The following is a 16,834-nucleotide window of genomic DNA, read 5'->3' as shown; positions in this document are numbered from 1 at the left end:
AGATGAATTTGTCGAATTATATCCGGGTATAAATAAAAAGCAATTAATTACCCGGATAAAATTATTCGGACGGGCGCGCGCCAGGCCATCCGTCTATCGGCGCCAGCTTTCTACTCGAACTCGGCTCGATCTGCGAACAGGTACATCGGCGCACCGATGAAATGGTCCTGCCTCATCGCGCGGGCGACACGACGTCGCTGCGCCGATCCGCCCGCGCCGCCACCGGGTAGCACAGCACGCGGTTGCGGCCGGCGTCCTTGGCCTCGTAGAGCGCCTCGTCCGCGGCATTGACGAGCGCGCGGCTTGTGGCGAAGACCTGGCTCCTGGTGCACGCAATGCCGATGCTGATGGTCAGCACATGGTGCGAGCTCGAGACATGGCGAAGTTCGAGCGCCTGAACCGCGGCGCGAATTTTCTCGGCGATACACGCCGCCCCGGCTTCGTCGGTATCCGGCAGCAGCACTGCGAATTCTTCGCCGCCGTAACGCGCCGCGGTATCGCCTGGCCGCCGCACGCTCTCTCCGATGCAACGCGCCACGGCAATCAACGCGTCGTCGCCGGCCGAATGGCCGTATAGATCGTTAAAGCCCTTGAACGTGTCGACGTCGATCAGCAGCATCGATAACGGCCAGCCGTTGCGTTTCGCGCGCGGCCACTCCTCCTCGGCGTGTTCCTCGAAAGTACGGCGATTGCTCAGGCCGGTCAGCCCGTCGGTGCTCGCCAGCACGCGCAACTCTTCTTCGACCGCGCGGCGCTGCCGCAGTTGCTGCGAGAACAGGACCGCAAGGGCAATGATCGCCACGTCGAGCGCCGCGATCAGCGTGCCAATGATCCACGCGCGATGCCGCCACTCCACGTAGATATCGTGCGTAGAAAGCGCCACGTCGAGTATCAGCGGATACATATCGATATGGCGGAACGCATACCAGCGTTCGACACCGTCGATCGCCGCCGTGCCGAAGAAGTCCCCGCTCGGCTGCAGCAGGAAGCGTGAGTAGTTCGCGGTGCCAGCCAGACCCCGGCCGATGATTTTCGGATCGTAGGGGCGCCGCATCAGCATCGTGCCGTCATTCAGCATCAGCGCCATCGAACCACCCGCGCCGAGATTCATGCCGGCGAAAAGATGCCTGAAGTAAGTGAGCCGCATCGTGCCGGCCACCACGCCGCCGAAGCTGCCGTCCGGCCGTGAGATACGACGACTCAACGCAATGCTCACGTCCTTGCCGGTTACCTTTGGCATGAACGGATGGCTGACATACAGGCCAACATTGGGAGAGTCGCGATGAACCTGAAAATAGTCGCGCTCGGCGAGATTGATTTGGCGCGCAGGCGTGGATTGCGAATCAAAAATGACGTTGCCGGCAGGGTCGAGTACGAAAATCGAACCCATGTCTTTGGCGCTGGCGGAGCCGTCGAACAGCACCATCTGGCGAATCGCCGGCGGCAAGTCGAGCACGCCGGGTTGTTTCAGTCCGTCGATGACAGCCCGCAGCGACAGATCGTAGATCTCGAGATTGCGCGACACGTCGCGTTCGACGAGCAGCGAGACATTGAAGACGGAATCCTGTGCGCGCCGCAGTGCGTCATCGCGCATCTGCGCCAGGACCCACACCGCAATCGCAAGTATCGCGCTCGCCAGCACGATACTGATAGCAATCACGATGTTCGGTCGGCGCGTGACCATGAGCTGTTCGTTCGAGCATGCGCGGACCTGCGCGCGTAAAGAGATTGGCCGCGTCCGGAAGGCGCGCTCCACGAAACCGTAGCCTACCAGAGGCGCAAGCGCGTCAAACGGGGGAATGGCGGGGTTTTTGGCGGATTGGGCGAAATAATTTAACAATGGCGCGCCTCGAGCCGAAGGGGCTCTCGTCCTGCCTCCGAAACCGCACGGACGTTAGATTTTTTGCCTGCCTTTTACGCCCGCACGCACTTTCACCCAGGAAGCAGCAGGGCGGCCCGCGGACGTCACGTCGATCGGGTCCCTCAGGCCGGCGTGCAGATCGAGCGCCGGCTCGGTTGCGGCTCGGCTAAGCGCGCGGATATCGGCAACCTCGAGAACCGCTTTGGCGGCGCCATGGCGAGCGACCGCCAGCATCGCGTGGCCGACGTCTTCAGTGCTCAGAATGTGGTTGGGGAAAAGCGCGCGCAGCATCGGCAGGAGAAACCCGGCCGTTGTGTAGAACAGCCGGTACGAGCGGGTCTTCGAGCGCGCGCCGTTCAGCGGCTCAATCACGCCGGGACGGAACAGGTAGACGCCCTTGAACGGCAGCCGCTGCAGCGCGTTCTCGGTCTTGCCCTTGACCCGCGCCCACATGCTGCGGCCGGTTTCGGTGCTGTCGGTCCCCGCACCTGACACGTAGACGAAGGTCATCCGCGGATTGAGACGGGCGAGCGTGCGCGCGGCGGCCAGCGTCAGGTCATAGGTCAGGCGCGCATAGTCGGCCTCTTGCATGCCCGCGGACGACACCCCAAAACAGAAGAAGCACGCATCGAAACCGGTTAGCGATGCTTCCACCGCCCGGTAGTCCATCAGGTCCGGCTGAATCAGTTCGACGAGGCGCGGATCGAGCTGACCGGTGCGGGTGCGGCCAACCGTCTGAACTGCCTCGACGTCGGGCGCGCGCAGGCATTCGCGTAATACACCCTGCCCGACCATACCGGTCGCGCCAAAAATCAGAACCTTCATGATGCGTGCTCCGTGATCGCGCCCGGCCGGCGCGCGTTGGTTAGTCCTGCTCAGGCTTTCGCCAATGCGGCGGGAAACGCCGGCAACTGCGCCGGCGCGGCGAAATCGGTCGCGGTACTTACCGTTCGCCAGGCTTCGGCGCTTGCCGCGCGCGCCTTGTCGCCTTCGCCCGCGTAATGCAATGCGTCACTTCCGAGCAAGAGATGCGCCGGCAATGCATCGTGATACGCAAGCTTCAGGACAACTTGCGCAACCTTCGCTGGATCGCTGGTCTCATGCCCAATGTGATGCGACAGCATGTCCACGATGGCGCCCACCGATGGCACATAGTCCGGCAGCAATTCCGGCATGGCGCCGCGCGCCTCCGTGCCCCAGTCGGTTTTCATGCCGCCGGGTTCGAGCGCAGTCACGTGGACGCCGAACGGCGCGAGCTCCTGGCTGAGCACCTCGGTGAACCCGCCGACCGCCCACTTTGCCGCCTGATACGCGCTCAATCCCGCAATCCCAACCCGGCCACCCACCGACGAAATCTGGATCACATGACCCGCTCGCTGCTTGCGCAGCACCGGCAGCGCCGCACGCGTGACGTTAACCACACCATAGAAGTTGGTGTCGATCTGCGCACGGAAATCGTCTTCGGTAGCTTGCTCGAACGGCGCCAGGTGACCGAAGCCCGCATTGTTGACAACCACATCGAGCCGGCCGAATGCATCGACAGCGGCCTGCACCGCGTTGCGCGCCGCCTCCTGATCCGTGACATCCAACGCAACTGCCCGGACCTGCTCGCCATAGCGCGCCAGCAAATCTGCCAACTGCCGCGGATCGCGCGCAGTGGCGACGACGCGCTCACCGGCTCGCAACGCTGTTTCCACAATTTCGCGCCCAAGCCCACGGGCACTTCCCGTAACCAACCAGACCTTCGACATCGTGCGCTCCTTAATTTACATGAGCAAGTAATCACTCATTAATCAGACAAAAAAATTTAGCTCTGGACAATCGCGTGCCAGAACGCTTCAAAGCCGGCCTTGCGATAACGGTCGGCATTGGCCGGTTCGCGAGCGATGAAATCCATGGTGGTTTCGGCCAGCGCCGCCATGATCGCCGACAGAAAAGCCGGCGGATGATCACGCAAGGCGCCGCTCGCTACGCTTGCCTGAATCATCGTGTTGATGTCCGCAAAGGACTCCATGCCCGTTGCGCGTGTGCAGTCGGTCAGCCGCTCCGACACGGACAATTGCGCCATTGCCCGGCGTTTTTGCGGCTGCGCCACGCCCCAATCGACAAACTTGTTCCATACGTGTTGCACGCGATCGCGCACGCTGGCTTGCTTCGGGTAAGTCGTCATCATCACTTCGCGCAGCTCCGCCTTGATGTCCAGGTAGAGCTGGTTCAGCAACTCGTCCTTATTCTCGAAGTAAGTGAACAGCGTTCCTTCAGCCACGCCCGCGAGTTTCGCGATACGCGCAGTGGGTGCGCCCAAGCCCTGCTCGGCAATGACCTCGGCGGCCGCGGCAAGGATGGCGTTGCGTTTGTCTTCGCTTTTCGGACGGGCCATACGTGGACAGTGGATAGGTGGTTCGCTTCGACTGCAAACAATAAATGAGTGATTGCTCAATCATAATCATGGGCGTTCGTTTGTTCAAGCTATTTTTTGTTGCTTGACGCTCGCCGGACGGCCATCTGTTTGAGCACATCCCGGAATATGAAATGAAAACGCAAGGTGAACGTTTTCACCGTGTACCTAAATATATTCAAACTGGCTAGAAATGGCGCCTTCTTCGCGCATCGCGTGCAAGCTTGATAGAGGAATACCCTTCATACCTTCAGTATGTGGGAATCCGAACCGATAACCGGTAGATGGGGTACCCATTTTATGCCCGACGTTCGACGTGTTTTAGCGACGCGTCTTACGGGAGGCGCGAGGGGTCAACCGCGCGGGGCTGCCGCGATGATCGGCAGCCAGATAGACGCTCCCATGCCCGGACCTGAGAGTCCATTGCGAACACTTCAACGTTTCGTTTTTGGAGAAAAATAATCGTGGCACTCAAAAACCTCACCATCAAGACCAAACTCATTGTCGGTTTCGGCATGCTGTCCTTCATTGTCGTCGCGGTTTCCGGACTTTCCCTGAAGGCGCTGAGCGATTCCACCGATGGGTTTTCCAATTACGTGCACGGCATCAACGCACGCGCCGATATGGCGGTACAGGTCCGAACCGCAGTCGATCGCCGGGCGATCGCAGCACGCAATCTCGTGCTCGTGACCAAACCTCAGGACCTCGAAACAGAGAAAGCCGATGTGACGCGCGCGCACGAAGACGTGCAGACCGACCTGAAAAAGCTCAACGACATGATCGCGATCGCGACCGATACGTCGGAGAAAGCACGCAGCCTCGTCGCCGAGATCAATCGGGTCGAATCGGCGTATGGTCCGGTTGCCCTCAACATCGTCAATCTCGCGCTGACCAACAAGCGTGACGACGCGATCGTCGAGATGGACGAGCATTGCCGGCCGCTGCTTGCCTCGCTGATTCGTGCGACCAATACGTATGCCGATTACACGCGCTCGCGCCAGGAACAACTGGTCAACGAGTACACGGCGCATTACGAAAACCAGCGCAATCTGTTGATCGCGATCTGCTTCATCGCGTTGGGGCTCGCCGTCGGCGCGTGCGTGGTAATTACGCGTGCCGTGACCGGACCGCTGCGTTTTGCGATCAACGTCGCGCGCACCGTTTCGGAAGGCGATCTGCGCACGCGTATCACGGTCGACGGTAACGACGAAACCAGCAAACTGCTGACCGCTCTGCGCGAGATGAACGAACGGCTGACGGCGATCGTCGGACGTGTGCGCGACAGCAGCACCAGCATCGCCGGCGCGGCGCGCCAGATCGCGGCGGGCAATATGGACCTGAGCCAGCGTACCGAGCAGCAGGCGGCGTCGTTGCAGGAAACCGCTTCCAGCATGGAGGAACTCACCTCGACCGTTAAGCAGAACGCCGACAACGCGCAGCAAGGCAGCACGCTGGCTGCGAATGCATCGTCGGTGGCGCAAAAGGGCAGCGAGGTCGTCGGCCAGGTAGTGAACACCATGCACGACATCAGCGATAGCTCGACCAAGATCGCGGACATCACGGGCATCATCGAAGGCATTGCGTTCCAGACCAACATCCTGGCGCTGAACGCCGCCGTTGAAGCCGCGCGGGCGGGCGAACAAGGGCGGGGTTTCGCGGTGGTCGCGAGCGAAGTTCGAAGCCTGGCACAACGTTCATCGAGCGCGGCGAAGGAGATCAAGGACCTGATCGCCAACTCCGTGGGCAGGATCCGCGATGGTTCGGCGCTTGCCGGCGAGGCGGGCAAGACGATGGCCGAAGTGACTCAGGCGGTCGCACGCGTGACCGACATCATGTCGGAGATCGCGGCGGCATCGATTGAACAAAGCCGAGGGATCGAGCAGGTCAATCAGGCGATTACCCAGATGGACAACGTCACGCAGCAGAATGCGGCACTGGTGGAAGAAGCGGCGGCGGCTTCGCGGTCGATGGAAGACCAGGGGCAGCAGTTGAATGAAGCCGTGGCGTTTTTTCAGGTGAAGGATGCCGCAGCTGGGGATGCGGTTGCGGCGGTCCCTGCCCGTCGGGAAGCCCCGCGTCGCGAGGTCGCGGCTGCTGTTGCCCCTAAGCGCGTTGCGCCGGCTAAGGCAGTTGCGCCCGTTGCAGCGCTTGCGACTGCGGGAGCGACGGCTGCGGGTGACGGGTGGGATAAGTTCTAAGCGGGTTTTTTCCGATGACGCGTCGCTCACGGGCGACGCAGCGGGCGCGGTCACTGGCAATGAGTTTGCCTATAACCCGCCCGCCCTATGGCAGCCGAATCCAGCGCAGGTTTTCACGGTCAAGCCGCGCATTCCGCGTAGTACCGATTCGGTGCCGGAAAGACGCCGGTCATCACTTCGATCAGGAATGGGCCGTTTAGCCGGGACGCCTCGCTCAGCGCATCGGCCAGGTCATCGAGGCGCTCGACCCTGCGCGCCGCGACACCGACCGAAGCGGCAAAGGCGGCCCAGTCATGACTCGGGAGCTTGCTGAACTGCTCCGGAATGGAGCCATTGCTGATTGCGTCGATATGGACCGCGCCATGCGCAGCATTGTTCAGCACGACGTAAAGTACCTTTATCCCGTATCGGGCTGCGGTCTGGATCTCCATTCCATGCATCAGCATGCATCCGTCTCCGGTCACTACGACACATGGACGCTCCGGAGCCGCAAGCTTGACGCCGATCCCGGCGGCGACTGCCCAACCCATCGGCGCGAGGGAGCTGGACGAAAAATAGTTGCCAATGCCCGACGAGAGCCAGTAGTGAGCCATGAATATCCGGTGCGCGCCGGAATCCACGACAACGTTTGCGTCCTTCGGCAGGCGTTGACACAGTTGCTTGACGACGTCTCCTGTATAGAGCGATTGATCGCCATCCGCACCCCGTACGCCCGGCTGCTCGAACTTATAGTCGTACAGGGGGGTCTGGTTGACCTCGGCGACCCATGCTTTTCTTCTTTCCACCGCCGTATGAAAGTCGGCGCTCCGGTTCGTGTCCATCTGCGATAGCAAGCGGAATGTGGCGCCAATTCCGGAGAAAATTCTGCCGCGCGCGACATGCCCTGTCGCGGGTGCGTCGAAGCTGTCGTCGAAGATGATCAGTTCCTTCCAGGCAGCAAGCTTCTCTGTCCAGTTCATGCTGTCGCGCTGATTCAGGTCGCTGCCGAACACGACGAGGACATCGAGCTCGTCCGAGTTGATCACGCGAACGGCCCGCGAGTGGCCCGAGAATCCGTAAACGCCGAGCGAAAGGACATGATCCTCAGAAAACGCGCCCTTTCCCGATAGGGTGGTCGCAACAGGAATGCAAAATTTTTCGGCCACGTCGAGCAGGACCTTCGCGGTTTCCGCGTCATTGCCTCGACTGCCGATCAGGAAGGCGACCCTCTTGGATTTGAGCAAATACTGCTCGCACAATGCATCCAACGCAGCACGGTTCGCGGGGACCTCGCAGGCGTTGAACTCGTCATGATCGTACGGTTGCCGTGATGCGTCGTGGCCGGGTAGCACTTCCTGCCGTTGAACGTCGACGGGGATGCTCACGAAAGACTGCGCTCGACGCATCCAGTTCAACCCGTCTGTCGCGCGACGCATTTCGGCCTGAAGATTGTCCTTGTTCTTTAGTTCAACGACATTTTCCACCAGACTTCTTACTACGCCGCTTTCGAAAATGCCGCTCATCGTAGCGTCCTGGAACGCGCCTTTGCCTTCCGCGCGCGACGAAACCCCTCCGGCAATATAGAGCATGGGAATCCGGTCGGCGTGAGCGGCCGCCATACCGGGCACGAAATTCATGGTGCCCGGCCCGGAAATCCCCACGCACACGCCGAATTTCCGGCTGGCTCGTGCATAACCGTCAGCCATGAAAGCACTGCTGGTCTCATGCGTGCAAACAATTCCGCGAATCGACGGCGACTTGTCGATTGCATCCAGCAGCGGGTAGATCATCTTCCCCGGCACGAGGAAGACGTGGTCGATTTTCGCGACTTCCAATGACTTCACGACCGTTGTCGATACATTGAGGGTAGCGTGTGATTCCATGTTTTTTGAGTACGATCCGAGTAGAAACCAATAATCGGATCTCGCTATCCCTCATCCGGACGTCGCGCGTGGCCCTCGAAAGAGCAACGTGACGAAGCCGGCGGCACAACGCCCGTATGTGGAGACAGCGAGACGGCCCTGAACGCGCTGCACACCGGCTGCAGTCGCGTCTCGTGCTGCTTCGTCGAGCCCGCCTGAAACGGGCCCGTGTCTCCATCCGTGAGTACTCTTTCCCGGCTACAACGTTGCTCGCGGGCATTGCCTCATTGGCTGGGGCTTGCGCTGCGAGGTGCTATCGCACCATACGACACGCGTGGATCGCGGCGAATCTCGGTCCGTTCTGCTACAGGTTGTCGTCCGGCCTGAATGCCCAGACGCGTTCAGAATGTCTGCCAGTCGGGGGACTCACTGGCGCTGGTCGCAACCACGGTGCTACCGCCAGTTGTAAGGCGTGGCGTCGTCGTGGGATTTGCCAACTTCGCGGGGGACGACGCGTGAATTTTCGGCGGCGCCCGACGTGATTCCTTCCGAGGTGTGTTCGCCGGTGACACCGATACTCGCCTGCCGTCGACCTTGAAGAAGGCTACCGCTGCACGCAGGCCCTGCGCCTGCTGCGCCATCGACTGAGCCGCCGCCGAAGCTTCTTCCACCAGCGCGGCATTCTGCTGGGTTACCTGGTCCATCTGATTGACGGCCTGGTTGACCTGCTCGATGCCGGAGCTCTGCTCTTGCGACGCGGACGAGATTTCACCCACGATGTCGGTGACACGCTTCACCGACGCGACGATCTCATTGATCGTGCCGCCCGCCTGCTCGACAAGCGTCGAGCCCACCTCCACCCGGTCGACTGAATCGGCAATCAAGTCCTTGATTTCCTTTGCGGCACTGGCACTGCGCTGCGCGAGCGCGCGGACTTCACCGGCAACGACAGCGAATCCCCGCCCCTGTTCGCCGGCACGAGCCGCCTCGACCGCCGCGTTGAGCGCGAGGATGTTGGTCTGGAAGGCAATACCCTCGATCACGCTGATGATCTCGGACATTTTGGTTGAACTGGTGAAGATCTCGCGCATTGTCTCGACCACCCGCCCGACGACCTCGCCGCCCTGCTGTGCGATGCCGGATGCGGTGCCGGCGAGCGTTGCCGCCTGCTTCGCGTTGTCCGTGTTGTGACGGACAGCGGCCGTCAGTTGTTCGATGCTCGAGGCGGTTTCTTCGAGTGATGCTGCCTGCTCCTCTGTGCGGCTCGACAGATCCAGATTCCCTTGCGCGATCTGCGCACTCGCGGTCGCCACCCCTTCGGCGTTCTCGCGAACTTCCGCCACGACCTGCGACAGGGCATCGCGCATCGCCTTCAGCGATGCCATGAGGCTGGTCGTGTCGCCGGGCCGGAGGTCGATGCTTACGCCGAGATCGCCGGCTGCCACGCTTCTGGCCAGGTTGGCGGCTGTCGCCGGCTCGGTTCCCAGTTGCCGCGTCAGACTACGCGCCATCCAGACGCCGATTCCCAAACCGATCGCCACAGAAAAGACCACCAGAACAAGCATCAGATTGCGGCCTTCGACGTACACCGTATCGTTAGATCCGGCCGTCGTTTGTGCGTCGCCCTGTTTCACATCAACCAGGGTGCCCATCAGGACCAAGGTCTTGAAACCCTTCTCGTGGTATTCGCCCAGCAGATAGCTGGTCAGGCTGCCTTGATCCTGTAGCCCAGCGGCGTTGATCCTGCCTTTCATTTCATCGAAGGCCTGTAGGTAATCGTGCCAGCTCTGATCGAGATCGGCGAAGGTGGCCTTCCCTTTCTCGGTGTAGACGAGGGGCTCAGCCTGATCGAGATGTTCGCGCGCCGAGGCCAGGGCTTTTCCAGCCTGGGCCAGAGAGGCAGTCCGCTGCTCGGCGGTGGAAGCCAGAATGGCGTTGCGTAGATAGGTGCCGGCCCTCAGCACATCGGCGTTCGCCTGCTGAATCAGGTTAAGCCCCACGAGATCCAATCGATAGGTCCTGTCTGCGTTTGCGCTGATCTGCGCCATGTTGCGCACACCGACCACGCTGACGATGGCACTGATGGCCGCTACCAGGATAAAGGCGCTGATTAGCTTGGCGCCCAGTTTCATATTGCCGATATTCATAGCTCGCTTCGTCGACCTGAAAAAAACCGGAACCGAAAGATGGATCCAGCAACGCTCGCGCGTCGCCGGAAAGTCAGCATCCAGACCTGGCCGGCCGGGGATGCGACAAATGCTTCATGTATTCAGTTAACGGCAGCGAGAATGTATTCTTCATACTAATTATCGTTAACGCGTAAATTAGCGTTACCGGCAGGCCTTCATGTTATTTCTTTGAAAGGTTTCAGGTGAAGACGAATGCCGCCGATGAGGGGAGCGGACAAGGTAAGCGCTTATGCGCTGCAGCGCAATCGGGCGTCGACATCAGTCTCATCGCTCTCTGGCTCGGGCACGAGAGCATCGAAACGACTCACGTCTACATCGACGCTGATATGGCGACGAAGCAGCGGGCACTCGAGAAACTGGCACCAGCGGAAGCCGCCTCGTTCCGGTTCAAGCCTTCCGATAGCGTGCTCGCCTTCCTGCAACAGCTCTGACTATCTACAGTCTCGTCGCCGGCGATCCAAAGCTGGCGGACACCGGTCGACGAGCTGGGCATAACCGGGAACTGTGCCTAAAAGCGTAAATTCCTATCATAAGTCGCGCAGTTATGAAAATTCGCGTGCTTATGCGGGAGTCGGTATAAACGGCCTATTGCTTGAAGACCCGTGCGGCAAACGCCTGGTCGAACTGCCGCGCTCGCTGCACCTCGTCGCTATGCAGATAGGTAGACGTCGTCGAGATCGACGAATGGCGCAGATTGTCGCGCACCATAATCAGTTCGGCACCCCGCGCGAGCGCGTGCGAGGCGTGCGTGTGGCGCATCCAATGCGGACTCGCGCGGCGCAGCTTCTCGGCCGTCGCGGGCCGCTCGTCCTGAATCGCATCGGCCACCAGCACGAAGAACCGTCTCAGCACGCGCCAAAGCCGCGTGCTTTCGATGCCGGCGCCGTCCTCCTCGAGGTTTGCGACAAGCGGCGTCGCCGGGTTCCAGCGCGCGGGCGTGACTGGCAGGCCCCGTTGCACGAGATACTGGTCGAGCGCCGTTCGCGCAAGCGGTGGCAACGCCACCTTACCTCGCTTGCCACCCTTACCGAGCACGTGCAGCCAGTGATCGCCGTGCTCATCCCGCCGGATGTCGGCGAGCGTCGCGCCAACCAGCTCGCCGGCGCGCAGGCCCGTTGCATAGCCAAAGTCCAGCAGAAACCGCACGCGCTGAGCGGCCGGCACACTCGAGCCGTATGACCATTCGAGGCCATCGGCAACGGTGCGGATCAGTAGCCACTCGCCCTCGGAGAAGCCGCGCGACACGTCCAATCCCGCGCGCGGCGCGTGGCTCTTGACCTTGACGCCGGCGAACGGATTCGCCAGCACGTAGCGCTGCTCAACCAGCCAGCGGAACAGCGCCGACAGCACATTCAGCGCGTACGCTGCCGATCGGGGCGAGAGCGCGCCGATGAACGGTCGCCATTCCACACTGTGCCGTGGCCGCGACGGCCCGACCCAACGCTCGCGCGGCGTGGGCCGTCGCAGGAATGCCCGGTACGCGATCGCGTCGTCAGTGGTGAGTGACGACAGCGCTCGGCCTCGCTCGACGATGGCCCATAGGATCAGGCGCTCCGCTTCCTTGCGGTAGGCGCGCTGCGTGGTGGCCGATTCATGCAGCGACAGCCAGGATCGAATCGCCTCGTAGTCGTTGGACGCATTCAGCAGGCAGGCGGCCCGCGGTGCGCGGAACTGTCCATGCGACCCGTCGACTTCGTGCGGTACCCGCAACTGCTCCCACGGCACGATGTTCCCGGGCGGTGCTGCGACGATCAACGCCCGCGCCCGTTCGGTCAGCGCCGGATGGGCGGCAACGAACGCCTCCACGCGGCGTGCGCTGGCGACGCCGAGCCCGGCGATCGCCGTCCACCAGCGGCGCCGGCGTGGAATGCGCACGGTTAGCTCGGCCAGCGTCCGGATACCATGCGCCCGCAGCGCGGCCACAGCGCGCGTTGGCAACCATTGATCGACCTCGTCGGCGATGTGCGGCACCGGTGCTGGCAGTCTGCGCAACGTTTCGACCGCGTGCGCGACGGTGTCGGCCGACACGGCGGATCGCCCGCCGAATGTTTCGGCCAAATCGGCTCGGTGACGGCTCGTCGCGAACGCAGCCAAGGTGCGCCGGATGCGGCCGAGCATGCCGCGCGCGGATGCTCCTGGCGCCTTCCGGTCGCCCAGATAGCGGGCGACGGCTGCTCGAGCGTCGAGCCCGGCGTACCAGGCACGCAGCGCGGCCAGCTCGGCGTCGTCGGGGAAGGAGGTGGGTTCGGTCTCACGCGTTTTCATGATCGCCGGTTTAGATGAAAAACAAAGATGGACTGATAATAAAGTTTATCAGTCTAATCGCATCTCTCACACTATACGACGTGCTCGCAGCGGCCCCGGTCTTGCCTCAGGTCGACCCGGTGTGGCGCATTCGCCAGATGGCAACTGACGACCCACAACCGTCTCTCGTGTCTGCCGGCAACGGACATCCAGAGCACCGGGGTATATCGCCTCACATCATAATATCCTCCGCGCCCCTGCCGTGCGCGACCAATGGTCGGCTGTGTCGCGCACGACGTTGCAGACCTGCACTCTGAATTCTGTAAAAAAGATGCTACGCCCCTTCTTCTTTGCAGCCACGTGCTCCGGATGCGTTGCCCAGGCACGCATTCCCTCCTCAGACTCGAACTCCACGATGGTCACGCGCTCACCATCCTCGGCAACGAAGCCCTTGTGTGAGATGTAGCCGGGTATGTCAGCGGCCAGCGTGCTCATCCGGGACGCCCACTGTTTGTACTCATCTTGAGCCTCAGGATTCAGCCTGGACCTGAAGACAGTCACGATCATTTTCACTTCCTTCACAAGGCCACGCGTGCGACATTGCAGCTGGCATTGCGGAGTCTAAGTTCATCACTTCTTCATGTAAAATGAATAAATATGAACATTATTTTCTCGTTTCAAGAAAATGAACCTGACTGATCTGCGTGTATTTCAAGCTGTCGCCCGCACGGGTGGCATCACTCGCGCCGCAGCATTGCTGCACAGAGTGCCGTCGAATATCACCACACGCATTCAGCAACTGGAAGGCGACCTCGATGTGTCGCTCTTCATACGTGAGGGCAAGCGTTTTCAGCTATCGCCACAAGGCAAGGTTCTGCTCGACTACGCGACGCGTCTCCTGGCGCTTGCCGAAGAGGCGCGAGGAGCGATGCACGATGAAGTCCCGCGTGGTGTACTTAACCTGGGGGCAATGGAAAGCACCGCGGCCATCCGCCTTCCATCACTACTCGGCCAGATGTATGAGCGCTATCCCGATCTGTCAGTGGAACTGCGAACTGGCGCGCCGCGGCCTTTGACCGCGCGCGTTCTCTCGGGTGAACTGGACGCCGCGTTAGTCGCCGAGCCGGTTTCCGATACGCGACTGGAGACCATGCTCGCCTATGTCGAAGATCTTGTGATTATTGGACCCCAAGATCATCCGCCGATCCGCTCGGCTCGCGATCTGCGCACGGGGACGCTACTGGCTTTCGAGCCAGATTGTCCGCATCGTCAGCGATTGGAAGCATGGTGCGCGCGTGACAATGTGGCTCCTCAGCGAGTCGTCGAGGTCGGCTCTTATCACGCGATTCTAGGCTGCTGTATTGCAGGTATGGGAGTTGCACTGATTCCCGCTGCGGTCCTTGACACCTATACCGAACGAACCAGGTTGTCAGTGCATAGCCTGAAAGGCGAATACCGTAGCGTCCGCACTCTGCTGATCTGGCGCAAAGACGCTCGGCAACCCAAGGTCAGCGCCTTGGCAAGTTTGCTACAGGAAGTTCAGCGAAAATTATCAAGGGCGTAGCGGAACAATTCGATAGAGCCGCCGCCCCATCCTCAACAACTTGTTCCCCACATCGATTGTCGCCAATCCAGGCGCTGACATCGAACGGCTGAAAGTGGCCGAGCTGAGACGAATGGCCGCGGGCTTCGCTCGACCGACCTTGGCAAATGTCGCGCCTGAATCGGTCGATAGTCGGATGCCTCAACTGAAAGGCGAGGCGATGGATGAGTTCTATCCCTTGTTGTCAGCTACTAGCCGGCACGTAGGTCAATTGCACCGATGTGCCGATGCGATCGCCTTCGCCATACGGTCGGTCTCTGCAGCCTGGCAGGCGGCAATCTCCATCGGGACGATCGAACCGCCTCCGTTTTCTGCCTCTGCGGACTTTTTGCAACTCGCGTCGCGTCGCTTCTTCCATGCAGCGATTTTGCTGTCGAGGCGCGCTTTGCAGCCAGGTGACTTTGCGGCTCTGTCCTCGACGATGTCCTGCAGTTTCTGCTCGGCAACAACCCTGTCGCGCCACGCGCAGAAATTCAGGCTGGTCTGATTTGCATCGCAGTTCGCGAGCATGCCTTGCACCTCACTCGCGGGTAGCCCGCTCTGCCGCGAGATTACGTCGGTGGGATCAACGGTGCCAGCCATTGCTGGCGAGCACCCGAGTGCGAATGCGAGTGCGAGGAAAGCGACTTTCATCTCAACCCCTGAGCGAATGGCGCCGCCTCTTCACGACGGCGGTTGACGAGTCCATTCACTCGACGTGGCGGCAGACGGTGACCTTGTGCGTCGCGCGGATGTACGTACACGCAGAGAGCCATGTTGCTTGCGACCAGTCTGTCGTTACCGCTATTCGCGGCAGCAAACGTATCGCGCGACCCGCCTTCCCCTGAGTTGTAGGCGAAGCTGACCAGTGCGTCGAACTGCGCCTGTGTGAGTTCGTGGTCGCGCACATTGCGGCGAACGATCTGCTCGGTGAGTCGGACCTTTGTGACAAGTTGCGCATTGACCTGCGCGATTGACACGGGCCGTTGAAGTTCATCCGAGGTGCAAAATCCCAAATGAGCAAGCGTACCGACTCCGTAGGCGCAGTTATTTGCTACGTCGTTGTAGTAGTTCATCACGGCACCTTCTCGACGCCGCAAATCCGCCCATCCGGCAAGGCTCAGACGCATTGATTCATTCGGCATGATTTCCCCTTGAAGGCTGAGTCCGTCAGACTTTAGCATTCGTCTGAGGAGAGCGGCAACGGTTGAAGGGGACGCCGGGCGACCGTAGAGGGGTATTCGTCCTTTTCGTGCAAAATCTGGCGCTTTGCTCTGAAAATCCTTGCGTTTTCAATGGCTTGTAGGATCAGGCGTCGCGTAACGAACGCAAAAGCGAAAGCCTTACTGGACGGGGCTCTCCGGGAGACAACCGCCAGATTTTACTGAGATGGACCCGACGCCTCCCTTCGGGGGACACTAACGGACTCAACCGGACGTCTGGATGGAGGTTCATCATGGAAATCGATATTCTCGGCATTGATCTCGCCAAGCAGGTATTCCAACTCCACGGGGCCGATCGTCGCGGAAGAGCAGTGCACCGGGCGAAGGTATCGCGTGGGTCGCTGTTCGAAGCAGTGCGCACCCTCGCGCCCGGAGTGGTCGTGATGGAGGCGTGCGGCACCGCTCACCACTGGGCACGACGTTTCCAGTCGCTGGGCATCGAGGTCCGCCTGATCAGCCCGCAGTACGTGACGCCGTTCGTCAAGACCAACAAGAACGATCGCAACGATGCAGAGGCGATTGTGGAAGCCGCGAGCCGGCCTACCATGCGCTTTGTGACCGTCAAATCGGTCGAGCAGCAGGATATCCTGGCCGCGCACCGCATGCGCGCCATCCTGATTCGCCACCGTACCGCGCTGATCAACCAGATGCGCGGTCTGCTCGGAGAGCGCGGCTTCACGATTTCCCGGTCACCGGAAGCCTTCAAGTGTGCGATCCCGGAACTGCTGCGCACGGCTGGCGACGAACTAACCGCCTTCTGCCAGACGCTGCTGTCCGAACTGCTGCAGCACCTGACTGCGATTGAAGATCGCATTCATCTCATCGACACGTCGATCCAGACGTTCATGAAGCATTCCACGTTATGCAAGAAGATTGCCGCCGTCCCGGGCATCGGCCCCATTACCGCCACGGCAATTGTCGGCGCCGTCGGCAATGCCACGCAGTTCCGGAATGGCCGGCATCTTGCAGCGTGGCTCGGTCTTGTGCCACGTCAGTATTCCTCCGGCGGTAAATCACGATTGCAGGGGATCAGCCGGCGCGGGGACACCTACCTGCGCACGCTGTTGATCCACGGCGCCCGCGCAGTCCTGAGATATGTGAAGGGCAAGACCGATCCACATAGCGTCTGGCTACAACAGATGATTGCCCGACGCGGGCACAACTGCACCGCGGTCGCGCTGGCCAACAAGAACGCGCGAATCATCCAGGCGCTGCTCAGCGGCGAGGCCAGTTACGTTGCACCAGGCACTACGGCATAGGCAAACAGTTCTCAATGGAGAGTACCACCAGCGTAGGTT

Annotated in this window: 13 protein-coding genes and 1 pseudogene; 4 read left to right on the top strand and 10 right to left on the bottom strand. The window is 61.0% G+C overall.

Translation table 11 applies throughout. The annotated features are described in order from the left end of the window. Positions 1–172: 172 nt before the first annotated feature. From B0G76_RS35410 to B0G76_RS35395, 4 genes and pseudogenes are all read right to left on the bottom strand, one after another. Positions 173–1,684, bottom strand: coding sequence for a sensor domain-containing diguanylate cyclase (locus B0G76_RS35410; RefSeq protein WP_120298043.1), 1,512 nt, complete (start codon positions 1,682–1,684; stop codon positions 173–175). A gap of 339 nt (positions 1,685–2,023) precedes the next feature. Beyond that, positions 2,024–2,686: pseudogene (locus B0G76_RS35405) on the bottom strand (NAD(P)H-binding protein); the annotation flags it as partial. A gap of 50 nt (positions 2,687–2,736) precedes the next feature. Next, positions 2,737–3,612, bottom strand: coding sequence for an SDR family NAD(P)-dependent oxidoreductase (locus B0G76_RS35400; protein ID WP_120297411.1), 876 nt, complete (start codon positions 3,610–3,612; stop codon positions 2,737–2,739). A gap of 56 nt (positions 3,613–3,668) precedes the next feature. Then, positions 3,669–4,241, bottom strand: coding sequence for a TetR/AcrR family transcriptional regulator (locus B0G76_RS35395; protein ID WP_120297410.1), 573 nt, complete (start codon positions 4,239–4,241; stop codon positions 3,669–3,671). A 482-nt stretch (positions 4,242–4,723) separates the two neighbouring features. Here B0G76_RS35395 and B0G76_RS35390 point away from each other — a divergent pair, with 482 nt between their 5' ends. Beyond that, positions 4,724–6,457, top strand: a complete 1,734-nt coding sequence (locus B0G76_RS35390) for a methyl-accepting chemotaxis protein (RefSeq protein WP_120297409.1) — start codon at positions 4,724–4,726, stop codon at positions 6,455–6,457. Positions 6,458–6,576: 119 nt separating this feature from the next. Here B0G76_RS35390 and B0G76_RS35385 read toward each other — a convergent pair whose 3' ends face one another. Together B0G76_RS35385 and B0G76_RS35380 are read right to left on the bottom strand one after the other, a co-directional pair. After that, positions 6,577–8,319, bottom strand: coding sequence for a thiamine pyrophosphate-binding protein (locus tag B0G76_RS35385; RefSeq protein WP_120297408.1), 1,743 nt, complete (start codon positions 8,317–8,319; stop codon positions 6,577–6,579). 380 nt (positions 8,320–8,699) lie between these two features. Next, positions 8,700–10,445 (bottom strand): methyl-accepting chemotaxis protein, encoded by a 1,746-nt coding sequence (locus B0G76_RS35380; RefSeq protein WP_120297407.1) that lies wholly within the window; start codon positions 10,443–10,445, stop codon positions 8,700–8,702. Positions 10,446–10,669: 224 nt separating this feature from the next. Here B0G76_RS35380 and B0G76_RS35375 point away from each other — a divergent pair, with 224 nt between their 5' ends. Beyond that, positions 10,670–10,918 (top strand): hypothetical protein, encoded by a 249-nt coding sequence (locus B0G76_RS35375; RefSeq protein ID WP_183082272.1) that lies wholly within the window; start codon positions 10,670–10,672, stop codon positions 10,916–10,918. Between the two features lie 154 nt (positions 10,919–11,072). Here B0G76_RS35375 and B0G76_RS35370 read toward each other — a convergent pair whose 3' ends face one another. Continuing rightward, positions 11,073–12,752 carry a site-specific integrase gene (locus B0G76_RS35370; RefSeq protein ID WP_120297406.1) on the bottom strand — a complete coding sequence of 560 codons (1,680 nt, stop codon included), beginning with the start codon at positions 12,750–12,752 and terminating at the stop codon, positions 11,073–11,075. 216 nt (positions 12,753–12,968) lie between these two features. Next, positions 12,969–13,298 (bottom strand): antibiotic biosynthesis monooxygenase, encoded by a 330-nt coding sequence (locus B0G76_RS35365; protein ID WP_147394130.1) that lies wholly within the window; start codon positions 13,296–13,298, stop codon positions 12,969–12,971. A gap of 118 nt (positions 13,299–13,416) precedes the next feature. Here B0G76_RS35365 and B0G76_RS35360 point away from each other — a divergent pair, with 118 nt between their 5' ends. Continuing rightward, positions 13,417–14,295 carry a LysR family transcriptional regulator gene (locus B0G76_RS35360; protein ID WP_120297404.1) on the top strand — a complete coding sequence of 293 codons (879 nt, stop codon included), beginning with the start codon at positions 13,417–13,419 and terminating at the stop codon, positions 14,293–14,295. 246 nt (positions 14,296–14,541) lie between these two features. Here the strand turns inward: B0G76_RS35360 and B0G76_RS35355 are convergent, their stop codons facing one another. Further along, entirely contained in the window at positions 14,542–14,844 is a 303-nt protein-coding gene (locus tag B0G76_RS35355) for a lysozyme inhibitor LprI family protein (RefSeq protein ID WP_259460964.1), read from the bottom strand. A 119-nt stretch (positions 14,845–14,963) separates the two neighbouring features. Further along, positions 14,964–15,458, bottom strand: coding sequence for a lysozyme (locus B0G76_RS35350; protein ID WP_120298042.1), 495 nt, complete (start codon positions 15,456–15,458; stop codon positions 14,964–14,966). 311 nt (positions 15,459–15,769) lie between these two features. On the opposite strand from B0G76_RS35350, the gene B0G76_RS35345 reads away from it, so the two are divergent. Continuing rightward, positions 15,770–16,795, top strand: a complete 1,026-nt coding sequence (locus tag B0G76_RS35345; protein ID WP_120297402.1) for an IS110 family transposase — start codon at positions 15,770–15,772, stop codon at positions 16,793–16,795. Positions 16,796–16,834 lie beyond the last annotated feature (39 nt).

The sequence above is a fragment of the Paraburkholderia sp. BL23I1N1 genome (assembly GCF_003610295.1).
Lineage (GTDB): Bacteria > Pseudomonadota > Gammaproteobacteria > Burkholderiales > Burkholderiaceae > Paraburkholderia.
This window is presented reverse-complemented; position numbering and strand designations above follow the sequence as displayed.

Coding starts and splice junctions, on each gene's coding strand:
- B0G76_RS35410 (WP_120298043.1), bottom strand. CDS start 1,684: ATGGTCACGCGCCGACCGAACATCGTGATTGCTATCAGTATCGTGCTG.
- B0G76_RS35350 (WP_120298042.1), bottom strand. CDS start 15,458: ATGCCGAATGAATCAATGCGTCTGAGCCTTGCCGGATGGGCGGATTTG.
- B0G76_RS35395 (WP_120297410.1), bottom strand. CDS start 4,241: ATGGCCCGTCCGAAAAGCGAAGACAAACGCAACGCCATCCTTGCCGCG.
- B0G76_RS35385 (WP_120297408.1), bottom strand. CDS start 8,319: ATGGAATCACACGCTACCCTCAATGTATCGACAACGGTCGTGAAGTCA.
- B0G76_RS35355 (WP_259460964.1), bottom strand. CDS start 14,844: ATGCTCGCGAACTGCGATGCAAATCAGACCAGCCTGAATTTCTGCGCG.
- B0G76_RS35360 (WP_120297404.1), top strand. CDS start 13,417: ATGAACCTGACTGATCTGCGTGTATTTCAAGCTGTCGCCCGCACGGGT.
- B0G76_RS35370 (WP_120297406.1), bottom strand. CDS start 12,752: ATGAAAACGCGTGAGACCGAACCCACCTCCTTCCCCGACGACGCCGAG.
- B0G76_RS35365 (WP_147394130.1), bottom strand. CDS start 13,298: ATGATCGTGACTGTCTTCAGGTCCAGGCTGAATCCTGAGGCTCAAGAT.
- B0G76_RS35400 (WP_120297411.1), bottom strand. CDS start 3,612: ATGTCGAAGGTCTGGTTGGTTACGGGAAGTGCCCGTGGGCTTGGGCGC.
- B0G76_RS35380 (WP_120297407.1), bottom strand. CDS start 10,445: ATGAATATCGGCAATATGAAACTGGGCGCCAAGCTAATCAGCGCCTTT.
- B0G76_RS35345 (WP_120297402.1), top strand. CDS start 15,770: ATGGAAATCGATATTCTCGGCATTGATCTCGCCAAGCAGGTATTCCAA.